General features: G+C 71.8%; 20 protein-coding genes. 2 read left to right on the plus strand and 18 right to left on the minus strand.

What is annotated here, in order from left to right:
• Window positions 1-189 precede the first annotated feature (189 nt).
• A complete protein-coding gene (locus tag ACIGA3_RS24720) occupies window positions 190-753 on the plus strand; it encodes a murein hydrolase activator EnvC family protein (protein ID WP_399719556.1) in 564 nt (187 codons plus the stop codon).
• Between the two features lie 6 nt (window positions 754-759).
• Here ACIGA3_RS24720 and ACIGA3_RS24725 read toward each other — a convergent pair whose 3' ends face one another.
• The 17 genes from ACIGA3_RS24725 to ACIGA3_RS24805 all read right to left on the minus strand — a co-directional run bounded on the left by ACIGA3_RS24725 (window position 760) and on the right by ACIGA3_RS24805 (window position 13891).
• Window positions 760-1317, minus strand: coding sequence for a TetR/AcrR family transcriptional regulator (locus tag ACIGA3_RS24725; protein ID WP_399719906.1), 558 nt, complete (start codon window positions 1315-1317; stop codon window positions 760-762).
• A gap of 64 nt (window positions 1318-1381) precedes the next feature.
• Window positions 1382-2224 carry an RNA polymerase sigma factor WhiG gene (gene whiG, locus ACIGA3_RS24730; RefSeq protein WP_399719559.1) on the minus strand — a complete coding sequence of 281 codons (843 nt, stop codon included), beginning with the start codon at window positions 2222-2224 and terminating at the stop codon, window positions 1382-1384.
• A gap of 346 nt (window positions 2225-2570) precedes the next feature.
• The gene (dprA, locus tag ACIGA3_RS24735) at window positions 2571-3734 is read right to left on the minus strand and encodes a DNA-processing protein DprA (protein WP_399719562.1); all 1164 of its coding nucleotides are present in this window, start codon (window positions 3732-3734) and stop codon (window positions 2571-2573) included.
• Window positions 3731-5356, minus strand: coding sequence for a YifB family Mg chelatase-like AAA ATPase (locus ACIGA3_RS24740; protein ID WP_399719565.1), 1626 nt, complete (start codon window positions 5354-5356; stop codon window positions 3731-3733). Before ACIGA3_RS24740 ends, dprA begins: the two co-directional genes overlap by 4 nt.
• Window positions 5357-5722, minus strand: coding sequence for a YraN family protein (locus ACIGA3_RS24745; protein ID WP_399719567.1), 366 nt, complete (start codon window positions 5720-5722; stop codon window positions 5357-5359).
• Between the two features lie 122 nt (window positions 5723-5844).
• Window positions 5845-6153: a DUF2469 domain-containing protein gene (locus tag ACIGA3_RS24750; RefSeq protein WP_018544766.1), complete on the minus strand. Its 309-nt coding sequence runs from the start codon at window positions 6151-6153 to the stop codon at window positions 5845-5847.
• A gap of 56 nt (window positions 6154-6209) precedes the next feature.
• Window positions 6210-6722 carry an NUDIX hydrolase gene (locus tag ACIGA3_RS24755; RefSeq protein ID WP_399719571.1) on the minus strand — a complete coding sequence of 171 codons (513 nt, stop codon included), beginning with the start codon at window positions 6720-6722 and terminating at the stop codon, window positions 6210-6212.
• Window positions 6712-7455, minus strand: coding sequence for a signal peptidase I (gene lepB / locus ACIGA3_RS24760; RefSeq protein ID WP_399719574.1), 744 nt, complete (start codon window positions 7453-7455; stop codon window positions 6712-6714). Before lepB (ACIGA3_RS24760) ends, ACIGA3_RS24755 begins: the two co-directional genes overlap by 11 nt.
• Window positions 7456-7612: 157 nt before the next feature.
• Complete coding sequence (gene lepB, locus ACIGA3_RS24765; protein WP_399719577.1) at window positions 7613-8533, minus strand: signal peptidase I; 921 nt, start codon at window positions 8531-8533, stop codon at window positions 7613-7615.
• Window positions 8499-9608 (minus strand): signal peptidase I, encoded by a 1110-nt coding sequence (lepB, locus tag ACIGA3_RS24770; protein WP_399719580.1) that lies wholly within the window; start codon window positions 9606-9608, stop codon window positions 8499-8501. Before lepB (ACIGA3_RS24770) ends, lepB (ACIGA3_RS24765) begins: the two co-directional genes overlap by 35 nt.
• Complete coding sequence (gene lepB, locus ACIGA3_RS24775) at window positions 9601-10296, minus strand: signal peptidase I (protein ID WP_399719582.1); 696 nt, start codon at window positions 10294-10296, stop codon at window positions 9601-9603. Before lepB (ACIGA3_RS24775) ends, lepB (ACIGA3_RS24770) begins: the two co-directional genes overlap by 8 nt.
• A 45-nt stretch (window positions 10297-10341) precedes the next feature.
• Window positions 10342-10692, minus strand: coding sequence for a 50S ribosomal protein L19 (gene rplS / locus ACIGA3_RS24780; protein ID WP_384366787.1), 351 nt, complete (start codon window positions 10690-10692; stop codon window positions 10342-10344).
• A gap of 135 nt (window positions 10693-10827) precedes the next feature.
• Window positions 10828-11661: a tRNA (guanosine(37)-N1)-methyltransferase TrmD gene (gene trmD / locus ACIGA3_RS24785; protein WP_399719586.1), complete on the minus strand. Its 834-nt coding sequence runs from the start codon at window positions 11659-11661 to the stop codon at window positions 10828-10830.
• Complete coding sequence (gene rimM, locus ACIGA3_RS24790; protein ID WP_399719588.1) at window positions 11658-12239, minus strand: ribosome maturation factor RimM; 582 nt, start codon at window positions 12237-12239, stop codon at window positions 11658-11660. Before rimM ends, trmD begins: the two co-directional genes overlap by 4 nt.
• An 82-nt stretch (window positions 12240-12321) precedes the next feature.
• A complete protein-coding gene (locus tag ACIGA3_RS24795) occupies window positions 12322-12561 on the minus strand; it encodes an RNA-binding protein (RefSeq protein WP_005479813.1) in 240 nt (79 codons plus the stop codon).
• 5 nt (window positions 12562-12566) lie between these two features.
• Window positions 12567-12989 (minus strand): 30S ribosomal protein S16, encoded by a 423-nt coding sequence (gene rpsP / locus ACIGA3_RS24800; protein WP_399719591.1) that lies wholly within the window; start codon window positions 12987-12989, stop codon window positions 12567-12569.
• A 302-nt stretch (window positions 12990-13291) separates the two neighbouring features.
• Complete coding sequence (locus ACIGA3_RS24805; RefSeq protein ID WP_399719592.1) at window positions 13292-13891, minus strand: hypothetical protein; 600 nt, start codon at window positions 13889-13891, stop codon at window positions 13292-13294.
• Between the two features lie 434 nt (window positions 13892-14325).
• Here ACIGA3_RS24805 and ACIGA3_RS24810 point away from each other — a divergent pair, with 434 nt between their 5' ends.
• Window positions 14326-15159, plus strand: a complete 834-nt coding sequence (locus ACIGA3_RS24810) for a class I SAM-dependent methyltransferase (protein ID WP_399719594.1) — start codon at window positions 14326-14328, stop codon at window positions 15157-15159.
• 83 nt (window positions 15160-15242) lie between these two features.
• Here ACIGA3_RS24810 and ffh read toward each other — a convergent pair whose 3' ends face one another.
• A complete protein-coding gene (gene ffh, locus ACIGA3_RS24815; RefSeq protein ID WP_399719597.1) occupies window positions 15243-16793 on the minus strand; it encodes a signal recognition particle protein in 1551 nt (516 codons plus the stop codon).
• Window positions 16794-16934 lie beyond the last annotated feature (141 nt).

Genomic DNA, 16934 nt, shown 5'->3' on the forward strand with positions numbered 1-16934 from the left:
CCCTGTGACGGGCTTCGTACCGGGGCGTGCGAAGTCGACCCGGTGACCCGGATCGCCAGAAGAAGTGTACGTGACGGCCAGGGCACCGGGTGACGCCGCTGTCCACAACCGACGGGTTGTCCACAGATCCCGCCAGGACCGGTCGGCGAACGGCAGGGTTCTCGCATGCGACGACTGGTGCGATACGTAATGAACTGGACAGCCCTGCCAGTCCTGCCACTGCTGTTGACCTGTGCCGTGCTGACGCCCCTGGCGTGGGCGGACCCGCCGGCCCCGGAGAAACCGCCTGGTGAGCGGGTGCCCGCGCTGGCCCGCGTCTGGCCGGTGGGGTCGCGTCCGGCGGTGCTGCGGGGCTGGGAGCCACCCGCCACCGTGTACGCCGCCGGGCACCGGGGCGTGGACCTGGCGGCGGCGCCGGGCGCCCCGGTGCGGGCGGTGGCGGCGGGCCGGGTGTCGTTCGCGGGGCGGGTGGCGGGACGGGGCGTGGTCGCGGTGCGGCTGGCGGGCACCTCGCTGCGGACGACGTACGAGCCGGTGCGCGCCGGGGTGACGGAGGGCGCGGAGGTGCGGGCCGGGGAGGTGGTGGGGACGGTGGAGGGCACCGGGTCGCACTGCCCCGGGACATGCGTGCACTGGGGCCTGCTGGACGGCGAGACCTACCTGAATCCGCTGGCCCTGCTGTCGCCGTGGCTGCTCGGCCGTGGTCCGTCCCGGCTGCTGCCGGTGCTGGGTGTTCCGGTGCCGCCCGACTGAGCGGCGTCAGCCCCGGACACCCCGCAGGGCCATGGCGACCGCCGCCTCGGTGATCGCCTCGGGACGCTCGGCCGCGCCGAGTTCGATACGGCGCACGGCCGCGTCCACGACGCCCTGGAGCAGCATCGCGGCGAGCCGGGGCTGCTCGTGCCCGAGGCCGGCCAGCGCCTCGACGATCATCGCCACGAGCCCGCCGTGCGCGGCGCGGATCTTCTCCCGCGCCCCGGCGTCCAGTTCGCTCGCGGAGATCGCCACGACGGCCCGGTGCCGCCGGTCCCCCACCAGGGCCAGCTGCCGGCGCACATACGCCTCGACCTTGCCCTCGGCGGAGGGCTCCTGGGCCATCGCGGTCTCGACCTCCGCCGCCCAGACGGGGAAGTCGACCTCGCACAGCTCCTCGACCACGGCTGCCCGCGACCGGAAGTACTCGTACACCGAAGACCTGGCCAGCCCCGTGCGCTCCGCCAGCGCGGGGAAGGTCAGCGCCTCCGTCCCGCCCTCGGACAGCAGGGTCCGGGCCGCGTCCAGCAGGGCGGCTCGCTGCATCGACCGGTGCTCGGCCACGGAGGCCGCTCGAATCCTTGGCACGCCCCCACTTTACGGACCGGCCGCCGGACACGGCAGGAGGTCAGCGTCCGAAGCTCGCCAGCTTGGCTCTCAGCTGGAGCACGGATTTGGTGTGGATCTGGCTGACCCGGCTCTCGGTGACGCCGAGGACGTTGCCGATCTCGGCGAGGGTGAGGCCCTCGTAGTAGTACAGCGTGACCACGGTCTTCTCGCGGTCGGGCAGGGTGTTGATGGCCCGCGCCAGGAAGCGGCGCAGCTCCCGGTCCTCGGCCACCTCGACCGGGTTGTCGGCGGCGGTGTCCTCCAGGGTGTCCATGAGGCTGAGCCGGTTCCCGCCCTCGCTGCCGACATGCAGCAGCTCCTCCAGCGCGACGACGTTGGCCAGGGACAGCTGGCTGAAGACGGCGTGCAGCTCCTCGACCTCCACACCCAGCTCGGCGGCGACCTCCTGCTCGCTCGGAGTGCGCCGCAGCTTCGCCTCCAGCGTGGCGTAGGCCCGCTCGTAGTTGCGCGCCTTCTGCCGGACCGAGCGGGGAATCCAGTCCAGCGCCCGCAGCTCGTCGATCATGGCGCCGCGAATCCGGGTGATCGCGTACGTCTCGAACTTGATCTCGCGCTCGATGTCGAACTTCTCGATCGCGTCGATGAGTCCGAACACTCCGGAGGAGACGAAGTCGGCCTGCTCCACATTGGGCGGCAGCCCGACGCTCACCCGGCCCGCCACGTACTTGACCAGCGGCGAGTAGTGCAGGATCAGCTGCTCCCGGAGGCGTTCGTCCCCCGTCGCCTTGTACGACCGCCACAGCTCGTCGAGCGTCGAGGGAGCGGGCGGCCGCACGCTGCCGCCGTCGCGGGCGGCTGGGGGGGCCGCCGCCCGGTCGGAGCCGGAGGTGTGCTGGGGCATTCGTCGCCTAGTGCCGTTCTGCCGTGAAGTGCCGTGAACTGCCGTGCCGTGGGTGGGGGAAGCGGGGTAGGGGCTGGACGCCGGGTCTTCGGTGGGGCGCGGGCCGCAGTGGGCCGCGTGGGTCGGGTGCGGGGTCGGGCCGGCCCGTCCGCACCCGAGCTTTCGTGAGCGTAGCGTGACTGGGGAGTCGCGGTGTGCGAACAGTGGGGCCCCACCCGTGCGCACACCCCCGCACGAGGCCGCTCCCCCGCTTCACCCGGTTCGCTCAGCGTGACCGCTCATGGGCGTCAACTCCGGTGAATCCCAAGGGCGTAGGGGATTCCCCCGGACGGCCGAACACCGTCGGTCAGGGCGGGTGCGGGTCTTTCCGGACCGGGAGGAGCGCCTGGCGTGTCAACTTCCAGCCGTCGTCGTGTCGTTCGACATAGCCAAGCGCTCGAAGCTCGTACAGCCGGGCGACCGCCTCCTCGCGGGTGGTGCGCGCCTCGCGGGCGATCTCCTCGGGTCCGGCCTGTCGGGCGGCGGGCAGCGCGGCGAGGACGGTCGCCGCCTCGGGGGCAAGCAGGTCGCGCGGGAGCACCGGGCCGCGCCGGGGCGGGGCCAGCTCGCCGATCTCGCCCACGAGTTCGACGACGTCCGCCGCGTCGGTGACGAGCACCGCCTCCCCGCGCAGCAGCTCGTGCACCCCGGCGGAGAGCGCGCTGGTGACGGGGCCAGGCACCCCCATGGTGTGTCTGCCGAGCCGCTGGGCGGCGCGGGCCGTGACCAGGGAACCGCTGCGGCAGGCGGCCTCCACGACGACCGTGCCCCGGGTGAGCGCGGCGATCACACGGTTGCGGACGACGAACCGGTTCGGTGTCGGATGGTCCCCCGGCGGCAACTCCCCGATCACCAGACCCTGTTGGGCGATCCGGTCGATCAGCGCGGTGTGCCCGCGCGGGTAGGGCCGGTCCACCCCGCAGGCCAGCACGGCGACGGTGGCACCGTCCGCCGCGAGGGCCCCCCGGTGCGCGGCACCGTCGACCCCGTACGCCCCGCCGGATACGACCACCCAGCCCCGCTCGGCCAGCCCTGCGGCGAGGGTGGCGGCCACATGGGCGCCGTACTCGGTGCAGGCCCGGGCCCCCACGACGGCCACCGAGCGCAGCGCCCACATCCGCAGTCCGGGCCGCCCGCGCACCCACAGGCCCACCGGGCGGCCGTCGCCCAGGTCGTCGAGCTGGGCGGGCCACTCGGCGTCCCCCGGACACACGAACCGTGCCCCGGCCTCCCGCGCGGCCGCCAGGTCCGCTTCCGGGTCGGCGCACGCCGCTCGCGCCAGCAGACCGCGCCAGCGGGTGCCGCTCACCCCGGGCAGGGGCTCGCCGCCCTCCCGCAGCCGCCGCGTCACCTCCAGCGTCCCGAACCTCCGCAGCCACCGGCCCCCGATGTCGTCGCCCGGTTCGAGGACACGGGTGAGGAACACTCGCCCGGTCCGCTCCCCGACGGGGCGGTCCTCCCCCGCGGTCATGCCAGGGCTCCGATGGCCATGGGGACGCCGCGGGGGACGCCCGTGCGCAGTTGCAGGGCGAGGGCCACGTCGGTGGCGTCCGGGCGGTCGTGTCCGACGAGGTCGGCGACGGTCCACGCCACCCGCAGCACCCGGTCGATACCGCGCGCGGTGAGCACGCCCCGCTCCAGATTGCGCTCGGCGTCGTCCATCGCGCCCGCGACGGCGTGGAAGCGGCTGCGCAGCTCCCGCCCCGGCACCTCGCTGTTGGTGCCCCACGGGGTCCCGGCCAGCCGGGCCGCCGCCCGCTGCCGGGCCTCCCGCACCCGGCCGGCCACGGTCGCGGTGGACTCGCCGCGCGCGCCGGGGTCGGTCAGCTGGGCGCGGGTCACCGGGTCGACCTCGACCCGCAGGTCCACCCGGTCCAGCAGCGGGCCGGAGAGGCGGGACTGGTACCGGCGGATCGCCGAGGGCGGGCAGTCGCACAGGGAGTCACGCTGCGAGAAGCGCCCGCAGGGGCAGGGGTTGGCCGCGAGGACCATCAGGAACCGCGCCGGGAACCGCACCACGCCCGCGCTGCGTGCGATCACCACGTGCCCGGACTCCAGCGGCTGTCGCAGGGCGTCCAGCGTCTGGCTGTGGAACTCTGGCGCCTCGTCGAGGAACAGGACTCCCCGGTGGGCCAGGGAGACGGCGCCGGGCCGGGCGATGCCGGGGCCGCCGCCGACCAGCGACTGCATGGTGGCCGAGTGGTGCGGGGCGCAGTAGGGCGCCACGTCGACGAGCGGCTTGCCCGGCGGGAGCAGTCCGGCCACCGAGTGCACGGCGGTGACCTCGAGCGAGTCCTGCCGGGTGAGCGGGGGCAGTACGGCGGGGAGCCGTTCGGCGAGCATCGTCTTGCCCGCGCCCGGCGGCCCTTCGAGGAAGAGATGGTGGCCGCCGGCCGCGGCCACTTCCACGGCGGTGCGCGCCGAGGTCTGGCCCACCACGTCGGCCAGGTCGTGGCCCTGGTCGTGCTGGGCGGCGCCGGCGCTGTGCATGCCGGTGGCCGAGCCCGTGCCGGGCATCCGGAGGCCGGCGAGGAGCGGATCGGGGCGCCCCGGGGTGTCCGGCTCCTCCTCGGGCACCGGTTCGTCGGCGAGGATGGCGATCAGCTGGCGCAGACTGCGCACGCCGAGCACGGACACTCCGGGCACGAGTGCGGCCTCGGCCGCGGCACACTCCGGCACGACCACCTGTTGGTACCCGGCGTCGGCGGCGGCCAGTACGGCGGGCAGGATGCCCCGGACCGGCCGGACCCGGCCGTCAAGACCGAGCTCGCCGATCATGACGATGTCGGCGAGCACCCTGGGGTCGATGCGCTCGGCGGCGCCGAGCACGGCGCTGGCAACTGCGAGATCGAACCCCGAGCCGGCCTTGGGCACCGAGGCCGGGCTGAGTCCCACGGTGAGTTTCTTCTGCGGCCACTCGCCGCCGGAGTTCACCACGGCGGCGCGGACCCGGTCCCGGCTCTCCGTCAGGCTCTTGTCCGGCAGCCCGACCAGGGTGAAGGCGGCCACTCCGGGCTCCAGGTCGGCCTGGACCTCGACGAGGACCCCCTCGACACCGACCAGGGCCACCGAGCAGGTGCGGGCGAATCCCATTCAGGCCACCCCCCGCGCGTGCTCCACGGCGGGCGCGCCACGCCGGGGCAGCAGCACCCCGACCAGATCGACCCGGACCCCGCCGGGCGGTGCCCCGCCGTGTGTGTGAACCCATCGCTCGGCCAGGTCCAGCAGCCGTCGCACCTTCTCGGGCGTGACGGCGGCCATCGGGTGCTGGAAGCCGCCGCCCCGGCGGGTCTTCACCTCGCAGACGACCAGCGTGCCGCCGTCCCGCGCCACGATGTCGATCTCGCCGGAGCGTCCGCAGCGCCAGTTGCGCTCCAGGATGCTCATCCCGGCCTCGGTCAGCCGCCGCGCGGCCAGATCCTCGCCGTACCTGCCCAGTCCACTACGTGCCTTGTTCATGTCGGCACCACCTCCGGCACCCACCGTGACGGGGCAGGCCGAAAGAAGTGGATCTTGGTGGACGGAGCCGTGCTTGTGGACAACTCCGCCACCCGTGCGGGTGAACTCAGCCGCTGGACAACTCAGCCGCTCGGCAACTCCAGATCGCTCTTGTTCAGCTCCTCGATGTTCACGTCCTTGAACGTCAACACCCGGACCTGCTTGACGAACCGCGCCGGGCGGTACATGTCCCACACCCAGGCGTCAGCCATCGTCACCTCGAAGAACACCTCGCCCTGAACCGAGTGCACCTGCATCTCGTAGTCATTGGTGAGGTAGAAGCGCCGTTCCGTCTCGATCACGTATTTGAACAGACCGACGACATCTCGGTACTCCCGGTAGAGCTTCAGCTCCATCTCGGTCTCGTACTTCTCGAGGTCCTCGGCGCTCATGGCATGTTCCCCTTCAGCCGTGCGATCCCCCCATTGTGCGCCAGTCCGGCGAACCCTCAGACGATTTCCGTGTCGAGGGTCACGGGTCCGGCCGGGGGACCCTCGTCGAGCAGCGTGCGCAGCAGCCCGGCGAGTCTGGTCGGATACACCGTCTCATGCGCCCGCTCGAGTTCCCGACAGGTCCACCAGCGCGCTCCCGACACACTGCGCCGCTCCAGCTCGGTCAGCCCCAGCGCCGCGGTCGCCGTCTGCGTCGTACGCGCCAGGTAGTACCACTCGTCCTGGTCCCAGCGGCGCCCGGCGAACGGGAAGGAGCACCTGCGGCGCCACAGCACCGGACCCAGCTCGACCTCGGTGATGCCGGTCTCCTCGGCCAGTTCCCTGAGCGCGGCCTGCTCGCGCGTCTCGGCACCCTCCACACCGCCGCCGGGGGTGAACCACCAGTCGTCGGCCGGGTCGTCCGGCTCATGGCCGTGCAGCAGCAGGATGCGGTCCTCGGGGTCCAGCAGCACCACACGGGCGACCTTGCGCAGCCCGCCCGCGTAGGTGTCCGGGGCGTCAGCCGGCATGAACGGGCTCCGCGCCGGTCCGGGCGCGGGAACGGCCCACGCGCGCCGCGACGGGCCCATAGGCGGCGCCACCAAGGACCAGCACCGCACCGACGACGATCATCACCTCGATGAGGGGCAGCGGCCCCGGCCGCGACAGCGTGCCCAGCGCCTCGAACCCGGTCGGCCGGGCGAGCATGCCCCGCATCGGCCAGACGACGGAATCCACGCGGGCGGCCACCGCACTCCGGCCCACCGTGCCCTCGGCGGCGTCGGTGAGGTGGGCGGTGGAGTCCAGCGAACCCTGGCGCTCGTCACCGAGAAGGAAGAGCCTGCCCCTGGGCACGGTCACCGCCGGAAAGCCCTTGATCTCGGCCGGGGTGCCCTTGGGCAGGTAGGGCTCGTCGACCGGCTTGCCGTTGACCGTGAGCTTGCCGTCGGTGCAGCAGGCGACGGTGTCCCCGCCGACCGCGACCACCCGCTTGACCACCTCGGCACCGGTCACCCAGGTCTTGTCGCTGAACACGACCACATCACCCCGGCGCACCTCCACGCCGTCGACCCGCTGGGCCAGCACCCGGTCCCCGGCGTCGATGGTCGGGGCCATCGAGCTGGTGGGCACGGTGTACGGCCGGTAGGTCACCGCCGCCCAGCCGAAGCCGGCCAGGAAGAGCAACAGGCCCGCGGCCACCGCCACGCCAGACAGCACTCCGCCGAGGCCGCCCTTGGACCCCTCGCCTGCGGCACTTCCCATGTCGTCTCCCGGTCCCCTCCGCCGGGCTCGCCCGGCCTGCCACGATCGATCCGCTCTTGGTAGCACACCGGGCCGGAAAGCCGCGAGGGCGGTGTCCCCCGGTGACCGGTTCTTCACCGGGTCTCCGGGAAACACCGCCCTCGGCGGTGTCCGTGGGTCACACCGAAGTGCCCCTGGCTCCCACCTCGCGCGCGGCCCCCGCGGTGGCCTTGCGGCGGCGCCACACGGCCACCGGCAGCACACCCGCGACGGCGGCCGCACCGGGCGCGTACGGCAGCGACGCGGCGGCGGAGCTCTGCTTGTCCAGATTCGGCTGGTCGAAGGTGTCCGGGATCGGCAGGGTGCCCCAGCGGTTGATGGGCCACGCCTTCACGATCGCCCGGCCGACCACGTCCTTGACCGGCACCATGCCGTGGTTCTCGTCGGTCTGGTTGTACCGCGAGTCCCGCGAGTTCTGGCGGTGGTCGCCCATCACCCAGATGTAGCCCTTGGGCACCTTCACCTTGAACTGGCCGCCCTGGTCGTCCACGCTGCACGGCGTGTTGCCGGGGTAGACGTACGGCTCGTCCAGCGCCTTGCCGTTGACCTTCAGCGGGCCGCTGCCCTCGCACTCGACCGTGTCGCCGCCGACCCCGATCACGCGCTTGATGAGGTCCTTCTCCTCGGCGGACGGCATCAGACCGATCCAGCTCAGACCCTTCTGCACCGCGTTCTGCTCCGGCGTCGGCTCGCCCGCCAGCCACTGGGCGGGGTCGTGGAAGACGACGACCTCGCCGCGCTCGGGCTTGGAGCCGAACCAGGGGGTGAGCTTGTCCACCAGGACGCGGTCACCCTGCTGGAGGGTGTTCTGCATCGAGTCGGAGGGGATCGAGAACGCCTGCACCAGGAACGTCTTGATCAGCAGGGCCAGCACCAGCGCGATACCGACCAGGATCGGCAGTTCCTTCCAGAAGGAACGCTGCTTCTCCGGCCGGCGCGCCGCGCCGCCGTTGCCGCCGCCGCTTCCTTCCTCGGTCCGCGGGGGGCGGCCGGGCGGCGTGCCGTCACCGGCCGCCGCGAAGCCGTTCCCGGAGTTCACGGCGCCGTCCGGGGCCGAGGCGTCGGACCCCACGGGGTGCCCGCGGTGCTCCTCGCCGTCGTGCCCCGACCGTGCGCCAACCGCCACATCCCCCACGCCAACTCCTTACTCTGTGCCGCCGCCTGCCCCATACACGGTGCAGGCCCACCACTCCCATAACGAGCGGGAGTTCCGCAGGGGTCGGGAGCTGGGTCAGTCCGTTCGGGTCGTCGGAGGCAACCCTATGCGACAGCGCGGGGACCGCACTCGCCCCGGACGCCGCGTCGGTGACGCTTGCGAAGGTTTTAGGTTCCTCCAGGCGCGTCCAGTGCGCGAAGGGCCAGCCGATGAACATGGCCCGGCCGACGACCGACTCCTCGGCGACCGTCCCGCCGTACGACGTGTTCTGGTGGAAGCGGGAGTCGGCGGAGTTGCCCCGGTGGTCACCCATCACCCACAGGCGCCCCTTGGGGACCGTGATGTCGAAGGAGGTGGCCGAGGGCGCGTTCCCCGGATAGATGTAGGCGCCCTCGGTCAGCGGGGCGCCGTTGACCGTGACCCGGCCCTCGGCGTCACAGCACTTCACATGGTCGCCGCCCACCCCGATGACCCGCTTGATCAGGTCCTTCTCGTTGTCGGAGGGCAGCAGGCCGATGAAGGTCAGCCCCTCCTTCACCTGCTTGACACCTACGGGGTCGTTCTTCTTCGGCGTCTCCTCGCCGGTCAGCCAGCCGCCCGGATCGTGGAAGACGACCACGTCACCACGGGCCGGCCTGGAACCGAACCACGGGGTGAACTTGTCGACCAGCACCCGGTCCCCGATCCGGATCGTCTGCTCCATCGAGCCGGACGGGATCACGAACGCCTGGACCAGGAAGGTCTTCAGCACCAGCGCGATCAGCACGGCGACACCCAGCAGCAGCGGGATCTCCCGCACCGCCGACCGTCTGCGCTTGCGCTTCACCCTGCGCTGGAGCTTGCGCCGCTCCGCACGCGAGCGGCCGGCGCTCGGCCTGCCGGTCCGGCGGGCGCCGGTGGGCAGCAGATTATCGGCGGCCGCGCCGGACACCCCGCGCGGCCTTGCCCGGTTACCCATGCGCGGCCTCCGCGGCAGGTACATACGCGTAGGCGCCGGGGCGCTCGATGCGCGTCCAGTGGCCGTACGGCCAGACGATCCAGTCGGCGCGGCCCACCACGTCGGTGACCGGGACCATGCCGCCGCCGGGCGAGCCGAGATGGTCACGGGAGTCGCTGGAGCGGGCGCGGTGATCGCCGAGCAGGAAGAGACGGCCCTGTGGCACCACCACGTCGAAGGGCACGGCGGACGCGCTGTTCCCCGGATGGAGGAACGCCGTCTCGTCGACCGGGCGGCCGTTCACCTCGATCCTCCCCTGCCTGTCGCAGCAGACCACATGGTCGCCTCCCACCCCTACAACGCGCTTGACGTAGTCGGCGTGCCCGAAGTGGCCGGTCCCGTCGAACACCACCACGTCACCGCGGTCCGGCCGGGCACCGAAACGGTACGCCAACTTGTTTACGAGTACGCGGTCCCCGATCCTCAATCCGCGCTCCATGGAACCGCTCGGAATCTCGAACGGCCGCACCACGAAGGTGCTCAGGAAGAGCAGGAAGGCGAGGCAGGTGAAGAGGACCAGGGTGAACCGGCCGCCCGGCACCCACTGGGCGAGCCGGGCCACCAACGCGAAACGCGACCGGTCCCGCGCACCCGGTGTTCCGGGTGGGCGGGAGCGGTCGCGTTCCGTCGGCTGAGCTTCGGTGTCCATCGGGGCCAGATGCTATCCGGCCCCGCCATGACTCCGGGAAGGCGCTCAGTTGTCGCGCTTCTCCTTGATCTTCGCGGCCTTGCCGCGCAGCTCACGGAGGTAGTACAGCTTGGCGCGGCGCACGTCACCACGGGTGACGAGCTCGATCTTCTCGACGATCGGGGTGTGCACCGGGAAGGTGCGCTCGACGCCGACGGAGAACGAGACCTTGCGGACCGAGAAGGTCTCGCGGACGCCCGAACCCTGGCGGCGGATCACGACGCCCTTGAACTGCTGCACACGCGAGCGGTTGCCCTCGATGACGCGGACGTGCACGTTGACGGTGTCACCCGGGCGGAAGGCCGGGATGTCGGTGCGCAGCGACGCGGAGTCGACGGTGTCGAGCAGGTGGGACATTTCGTCTGCTTTCTTCGCTGATGCCACAGGTCATCAACGGAACTAGATGTTCGAAGAGGTCTGCCGTGCGGGTCGGAACGGGCGTCGTGTCCCCCTGCGGCAGGGGCGCACGCCGGACGGACGCACAACAGGGGCCTATTGTTCCACGCCGTCGGTCCTGCGCCAAAATCGCCCGAACGGGTGGCCCTCCGGGTCCGGGGCCCAGCCCAGGATGGAGAGCATCTCCCGGTCCTTCTTGTCGAGGGTCGCGGGGTCGCAGCGCTCGATCAGGTCGGGCCGGTTGGCGGTGGTCCGGCGCATCGCCTCGTCCCGCCGCCAGCGCGCGATCTTCCCGTGGTGGCCGCTGAGCAGCACGTCCGGGATGTCCCGGCCGCGCCACTCGGGCGGCTTGGTGTAGATGGGGCCTTCCAGGAGGTTGGCCATCGCGCCGGGGGCGAAGGAGTCGTCCCGGTGGGACTCGGCGTTGCCGAGGACGCCGGGCAGCAGCCGGGCGACGGCCTCGGTGACGACCAGGACGGCCGCCTCGCCGCCCGCGAGGACGTAGTCCCCGATGGACACCTCGTAGACCGGCATCCGGGTCGCGTACTCGTCCATGACCCGGCGGTCGATGCCCTCGTAGCGGGCGGGGGTGAAGATCAGCCAGGGGCGCGTCGACAGCTCGACGGCGAGTTCCTGGGTGAAGGGGCGGCCGCTGGGGGTCGGCACGATCAGGGCGGGGCTGTGCGCGCCCGACTCGTAGCCGTCGGCCAGGACCGTGTCCAGGGCGTCGCCCCAGGGCTCGGTCTTCATGACCATGCCGGGGCCGCCGCCGTAGGGGGTGTCGTCGACCGTGTTGTGCCGGTCGTAGGTCCAGGAGCGCAGGTCGTGGACGTTCACGTCGAGCCGGCCGCGCGCGCGGGCCTTGCCGACGAGGGAGACGTTCAGCGGTTCCAGGTACTCCGGGAAGATCGTGACGACGTCGAGCCTCATGCGCCCTCGTCCTCGCCCTGGCCCTGGTCCTCGCCCTGGTCCTCGTCCCGTGCCGAAGCGATCTCGGCGCGGTCGTCGATCAGGCCGGGCGGCGGGGTGATGACCGCCTTCTGCTCCGCCAGGTCGATCTCGCTGACGATCTCCTCCACGAACGGGATCAGCACCTCGCTGCCGTCCGGGCGCTCGACGATGAAGAGGTCCTGGGAGGGCAGGTGGGAGATCTCGGTGATCCGGCCGACCTCCGTGCCGTCCGCGGTGACCACGTCGAGGTCCATCAGCTGATGGTCGTAGTACTCGTCCTCGTCGTCCGGCATCTCCTCCGGGTCGACGTCGGCGATCAGCAGCGTGTTGCGCAGCGTTTCGGCGGCGGTGCGGTCACCGAAGCCCTCGAAGCGCAGGAGGAGACGGCCGCTGTGGACGCGGCCGGTGGCGATGGTGAGCGGCCCGACGGACGCCGGGTCCGTGGCCAGGACGGCGCCCGGCGCGAGCCGCGACTCCGGCTCGTCGGTACGCACCTCTACGGTGACCTCGCCCTTGATGCCATGAGCACGGCCGATCCGTGCGACTACCAGCTGCACGAGTACAGATCTCCTGTCATACGACTGCGGGCCGGGGACGGCCCAGTGGCCCTCCCCGGCCCGAGCCGGTTGCTATGAAGCGTCAGCGGACGTGGTCCACGTCGACGAGGTCGACACGGACACCGCGGCCGCCGATGGCGCCCACGACGGTACGCAGAGCACGCGCGGTGCGGCCGTTACGGCCGATCACCTTACCGAGGTCGTCGGGGTGTACCCGGACCTCCAGCACGCGCCCGCGGCGCAGGTCACGCGAGGCGACCTGCACATCGTCGGGGTTGTCGACGATGCCCTTCACGAGGTGCTCAAGCGCCTCTTCGAGCATGCTGCTCAGGCCTCGGTCGACTCGGCGGTCTCAGCGGCCGCCTCGTCCTTCTTCTCAGCCTTCTTCTTCTGAGTGATGGCCTCACCCTTGTTGTCGTCGTCGGAGCCCAGGGCCTCGAACGACGGACGCGCGGGCTTCGGCGCGGCGACGAGCAGCGGCGCGGGGGCCGGCTCGCCCTTGAACTTCTGCCAGTCGCCGGTCTTCTTCAGAATGGCGAGCACCGGCTCGGTCGGCTGCGCGCCGACGCTCAGCCAGTAGGCGGCGCGGTCGGCGTCCACCTCGATGACCGACGGGTTGTAGGTCGGGTGGTACTTGCCGATCTCCTCGATGGCCCGGCCGTCACGGCGGGTACGGGAGTCGGCGACGACGATGCGGTAGTGAGGCGAACGGATCTTGCCCAGACGCTTCAGCTTGATCTTGACTGCCACGGGAGTGAGTTCTCCTGGTTTTGACGTGTGTTGGGCACGGCGGAGTTGCCGCGTGGGGTTGCGGTACCCGAGTGCCCGATGGACGCGTCAGCCGGAGGAGAGAGGGGTCCTGTGCGACTGTCGAGTACAGCTTGCCATTGTGCCACACCCGGCGGGTCGCTCCCGGCCAGGGGCCGGGGCCCGCACCCGGGCATGACGGCGGGGCACCCGGCGCCGGGGTCCGGCGCGTCGGGTGCTGCCCGGCACCGCGGAGCCTTGTGGCCGTGCGCGCGGTGGTACGGCTGCCACGAGCAGCCGCGCCACTAGCTCGCCGCGGCCACCGCCTCCGGGATGCGGAACGGCTTGCCGCAGCCGCCGCACATGATCGGCGCCTGCGCCAGGACCGAGGGGACCACCCGGACATTGCGGCCGCAGTCGCAGACCGCCTTCACCCGGACCCCGCCCCCGGAGGAGCCGTGCCGGGCGGCCGGGCCCCGGAAGGTGCGCGAGGTGTCGGCGGAGGTGGCCACCGTGTGCGCCTTCAGCGCGCGCTGGAGGCGGTCGATGGTCGGGCGGTAGCGCCGCTTGGCCTCGGGGTTGAGCGTGACCAGAGAGAAGCCGCTGCTCGGATGCGGCTCATCGGGGTGGTCCAGGCCCAGCTCCTCGGCGATGGCGAGGAAACGGCGGTTGTGGTAGCGGCCGGCCCGGGAGGTGTCGCGCACCCCTCGGGACGCGGCGATGCCGTGCACCGCCTCGTGCAGCAGCCGCTCGAAGGAGAGCTCGTGTCCGCACGCGGACGACGACTCCCCGATCAGGGATTCCGGTGCGGCGAGGTCGGGCAGCTCGGCGTGGTACCGCTGAATGTCGGCCCACGCCTGCGCCAGCTCCGCGGCGAGAACAGGTGGTGTCTGTGTCGTGCTCACGTAATGACAACGAGCGGGGGTGCCGCTGTGTTCCTATTCCGGGGCATCTCAAATAATTTGCACCTACCCGTCAGTTGTCGCCGATGCGTCCTGACGAGGGCGGGTCCGCCGTTTCACGGAGAAGCCTCGCAGCTCCCCCCAAGCCGGTGCGTAGCCATACGTACGGTTCCCGGCGTCGGCGGGGCTACTGCCACCGCCGCAGTCGCACGTTACCGGGTGCACCCGAGCGCCCTCGCACCCGGTGGTGCGCTCCGGATTGCGGGGGCGTGAATTCGAGCCACACGCGCCATCCGGCGGCAAGCCGGGCCCCACGACCACTGGACGACTCGGCGAGCCGGGAGTTACCTGGCATACGTGGAAAGTGCGCACGCACGGCACACGGGGGCCACACACCGGGCACAGCGACGGACAGCCGGCGGATTGGGGCGCTACCTATGACACCTACGCTCGTGCGGGAGCACCTGGCCCACGCGGGTTCCGCACCACCCCGCGTGAACCCCCGCAAACGCGCGCGCGACTGGTCGGAGATCCAGGAGCGGATGCTTCTCCCGCTCCACGAGACCGTCCACGAGCGCCTCGAAGTGGGACCGGGCACCCGCCTGCTGGGCCTCGGCTGCGGCTCCGGGCTCGCCCTGCTGCTGGCGGCCTCCAGGGGCGCGGCCGTCACCGGCGTCGACTCCCGCCCCGAACACCTCGCCCTGGCCCGCGAACGCCTGAACCCGGACGGCCCCCTGGCCGCCCGGCTGGTGCACGCGGACTCCCCCGCCGACGCGTCCGACCCCGAGATACCCCCCTACACGCTGGTGACCGCCTACGAGACGGTCGGCGCCCTCGACGACTCCGACGGCCCGGGTGACACCCTCGCCGCCGCGCTGCCCCTGGCCGCGCGCGGGGCCGCCGTGGTGCTGGCCGGATGGGGCCCGCCCGAGCGGTGCGCCACCTCCACCGTGCTGCGGGTGGCCGCCAAGCTCGCCGAGCCGCAGCGCGGCTGGCGTCCGGCCCGCCGGGACGACCTGGAGGAGGTCGCGCGGCGCGCCGGACTGAAGCCGGACGGCTCCGGCCGGGTGGCCTGCCCGTTCGGGTACGCCGACACGGACAGCGCGGTACGCGGACTGGTGTCGACCGGGCTGTTCGACGCGGCGATCGCGGCGACGGACCGCAAGCAGGTCGGCAAGGAGCTGACCGAGTCCCTGCACCCCTACCGGCGCCCGGACGGGACGGTGTGGATGCCCAACGTCTTCCGCTACCTGGTCGCCCGCGTGCCCTGAGGGGCACTTCCCCCTACGCGCGAGGGCGCCCCCTCACGAAGAAGGGGCGCCCTCGGCACGTACGGAACTGGCGGGCCTGGCGGTCAGCCCATGAACTTCTTGAACTCGTCCGGCAGTTCGAACTCCTGGCTGCCCTGCTGCGGCAGTCCGAGCGCGTTTCCGCCCTGCGCGGCGGCCTCGCGGCGCTGGGCCTCCTCCAGCTCCTGCTGCTGGCGCTTCATCGGGTTGCCCGAACGCTGCTTGCCCTTGGCCTTCTTGGGCTGCTTCTTGGTGCGGCCGGGGCCGCCGCCCATGCCCGGCATCCCCGGCATGCCCGGCATCCCGCCGCCCTGGGCCATGCGGGACATCATCTTCCGGGCCTCGAAGAACCGCTCCACCAGGCCCTTGACCGCGCTGACCTCGACACCGGAGCCCTTGGCGATACGGGCACGGCGGGAGCCGTTGATGATGTTCGGGTCGGTGCGCTCGGCCGGGGTCATCGACTTGATGATCGCGGCCGTGCGGTCCACGTCCCGCTCGTCGATGTTGTTGATCTGGTCCTTGATCTGGCCCATGCCCGGGAGCATGCCGAGCAGCTTGCTGATGCTGCCCATCTTCCTGACCTGCTCCATCTGGGACAGGAAGTCGTCCAGGGTGAAGTCCTGGCCCTTCTTCGACGCCAGCTTCGAGGCCATTTTCTCGGCCTCTTCCTGACTGAACGTCTTCTCCGCCTGCTCGATCAGGGTGAGCAGGTCACCCATGTCGAGGATGCGGGAGGCCATCCGGTCGGGGTGGAACGCGTCGAACTCGTCCAGCTTCTCGCCGTTGGACGCGAACATGATCGGCTTGCCGGTGATCTGCCGGATCGACAGGGCGGCACCACCGCGGGCGTCACCGTCGAGCTTGGAGAGCACCACGCCGTCGAAGCCGACGCCGTCGCGGAACGCCTCGGCGGTGTTGACCGCGTCCTGGCCGATCATGGCGTCGACGACGAAGAGGATCTCGTCGGGGCTGACCGCGTCGCGGATGTCCGCGGCCTGCTGCATCATCTCCTGGTCGATGCCCAGGCGGCCGGCGGTGTCCACGATCACGATGTCGTGGACCTTGGCCTTGGCGAACTCGATGGAGTCCTTGGCGACCTTGACCGGGTCACCGACGCCGTTGCCCGGCTCGGGCGCGTACACCGAGACACCGGCGCGCTCGGCGACGACGCTGAGCTGGTTGACGGCGTTGGGGCGCTGGAGGTCACAGGCGACCAGGAGCGGGGAGTGGCCCTGCCCCTTCAGCCACAGGCCGAGCTTGCCCGCGAGCGTGGTCTTACCGGCACCCTGGAGACCGGCCAGCATGATCACGGTGGGGGGCTGCTTGGCGAAGCGGAGACGGCGGGTCTCGCCGCCCAGGATCGTCACGAGCTCGTCGTTGACGACCTTGAGCACCTGCTGGCCCGGGTTCAGGGCCCGGGAGACCTCGGCGCCGAGGCACCTCTCCTTGACGTTCTTGATGAACGACCGGACGACGGGGAGAGCCACGTCCGCTTCGAGGAGGGCGATGCGGATCTCACGTGCCGTGGCGTCGATGTCCGCCTCGGTCAGCAGACCTTTGCCCCGCAGGGTCTTGAAGGTATTCGCCAAGCGGTCGGAGAGGGTATCGAACACGGCGCTCGTCGGTCCTCAGGTAGGGGGCATGGTGGATCGCCCTCCAGAGTATCGGGCTCCGCAAGCGAATCGTTCCTCGCCGGTGCGAACAGCGGCGAGGAACGGGAAACCCCGCGTCTGCGGGGACCACCTGGATACGCA

Source organism: Streptomyces sp. NPDC085596 (assembly GCF_044541565.1).
In the GTDB taxonomy this organism is placed as follows: Bacteria; Actinomycetota; Actinomycetes; order Streptomycetales; family Streptomycetaceae; genus Streptomyces.

Excerpts from the sequence above, each read along its gene's own strand:
- rplS (WP_384366787.1), bottom strand. The coding sequence starts at position 10,692 with ATGTCCCACCTGCTCGACACCGTCGACTCCGCGTCGCTGCGCACCGAC.
- trmD (WP_399719586.1), bottom strand. The coding sequence starts at position 11,661 with ATGAGGCTCGACGTCGTCACGATCTTCCCGGAGTACCTGGAACCGCTG.
- lepB (WP_399719574.1), bottom strand. The coding sequence starts at position 7,455 with ATGGGAAGTGCCGCAGGCGAGGGGTCCAAGGGCGGCCTCGGCGGAGTG.
- ACIGA3_RS24810 (WP_399719594.1), top strand. The coding sequence starts at position 14,326 with ATGACACCTACGCTCGTGCGGGAGCACCTGGCCCACGCGGGTTCCGCA.
- ACIGA3_RS24795 (WP_005479813.1), bottom strand. The coding sequence starts at position 12,561 with ATGCTCGAAGAGGCGCTTGAGCACCTCGTGAAGGGCATCGTCGACAAC.
- ACIGA3_RS24745 (WP_399719567.1), bottom strand. The coding sequence starts at position 5,722 with ATGAACAAGGCACGTAGTGGACTGGGCAGGTACGGCGAGGATCTGGCC.
- ACIGA3_RS24755 (WP_399719571.1), bottom strand. The coding sequence starts at position 6,722 with ATGCCGGCTGACGCCCCGGACACCTACGCGGGCGGGCTGCGCAAGGTC.
- dprA (WP_399719562.1), bottom strand. The coding sequence starts at position 3,734 with ATGACCGCGGGGGAGGACCGCCCCGTCGGGGAGCGGACCGGGCGAGTG.
- ACIGA3_RS24740 (WP_399719565.1), bottom strand. The coding sequence starts at position 5,356 with ATGGGATTCGCCCGCACCTGCTCGGTGGCCCTGGTCGGTGTCGAGGGG.
- lepB (WP_399719580.1), bottom strand. The coding sequence starts at position 9,608 with ATGGGTAACCGGGCAAGGCCGCGCGGGGTGTCCGGCGCGGCCGCCGAT.
- lepB (WP_399719582.1), bottom strand. The coding sequence starts at position 10,296 with ATGGACACCGAAGCTCAGCCGACGGAACGCGACCGCTCCCGCCCACCC.
- ACIGA3_RS24720 (WP_399719556.1), top strand. The coding sequence starts at position 190 with ATGAACTGGACAGCCCTGCCAGTCCTGCCACTGCTGTTGACCTGTGCC.
- whiG (WP_399719559.1), bottom strand. The coding sequence starts at position 2,224 with ATGCCCCAGCACACCTCCGGCTCCGACCGGGCGGCGGCCCCCCCAGCC.
- ACIGA3_RS24750 (WP_018544766.1), bottom strand. The coding sequence starts at position 6,153 with ATGAGCGCCGAGGACCTCGAGAAGTACGAGACCGAGATGGAGCTGAAG.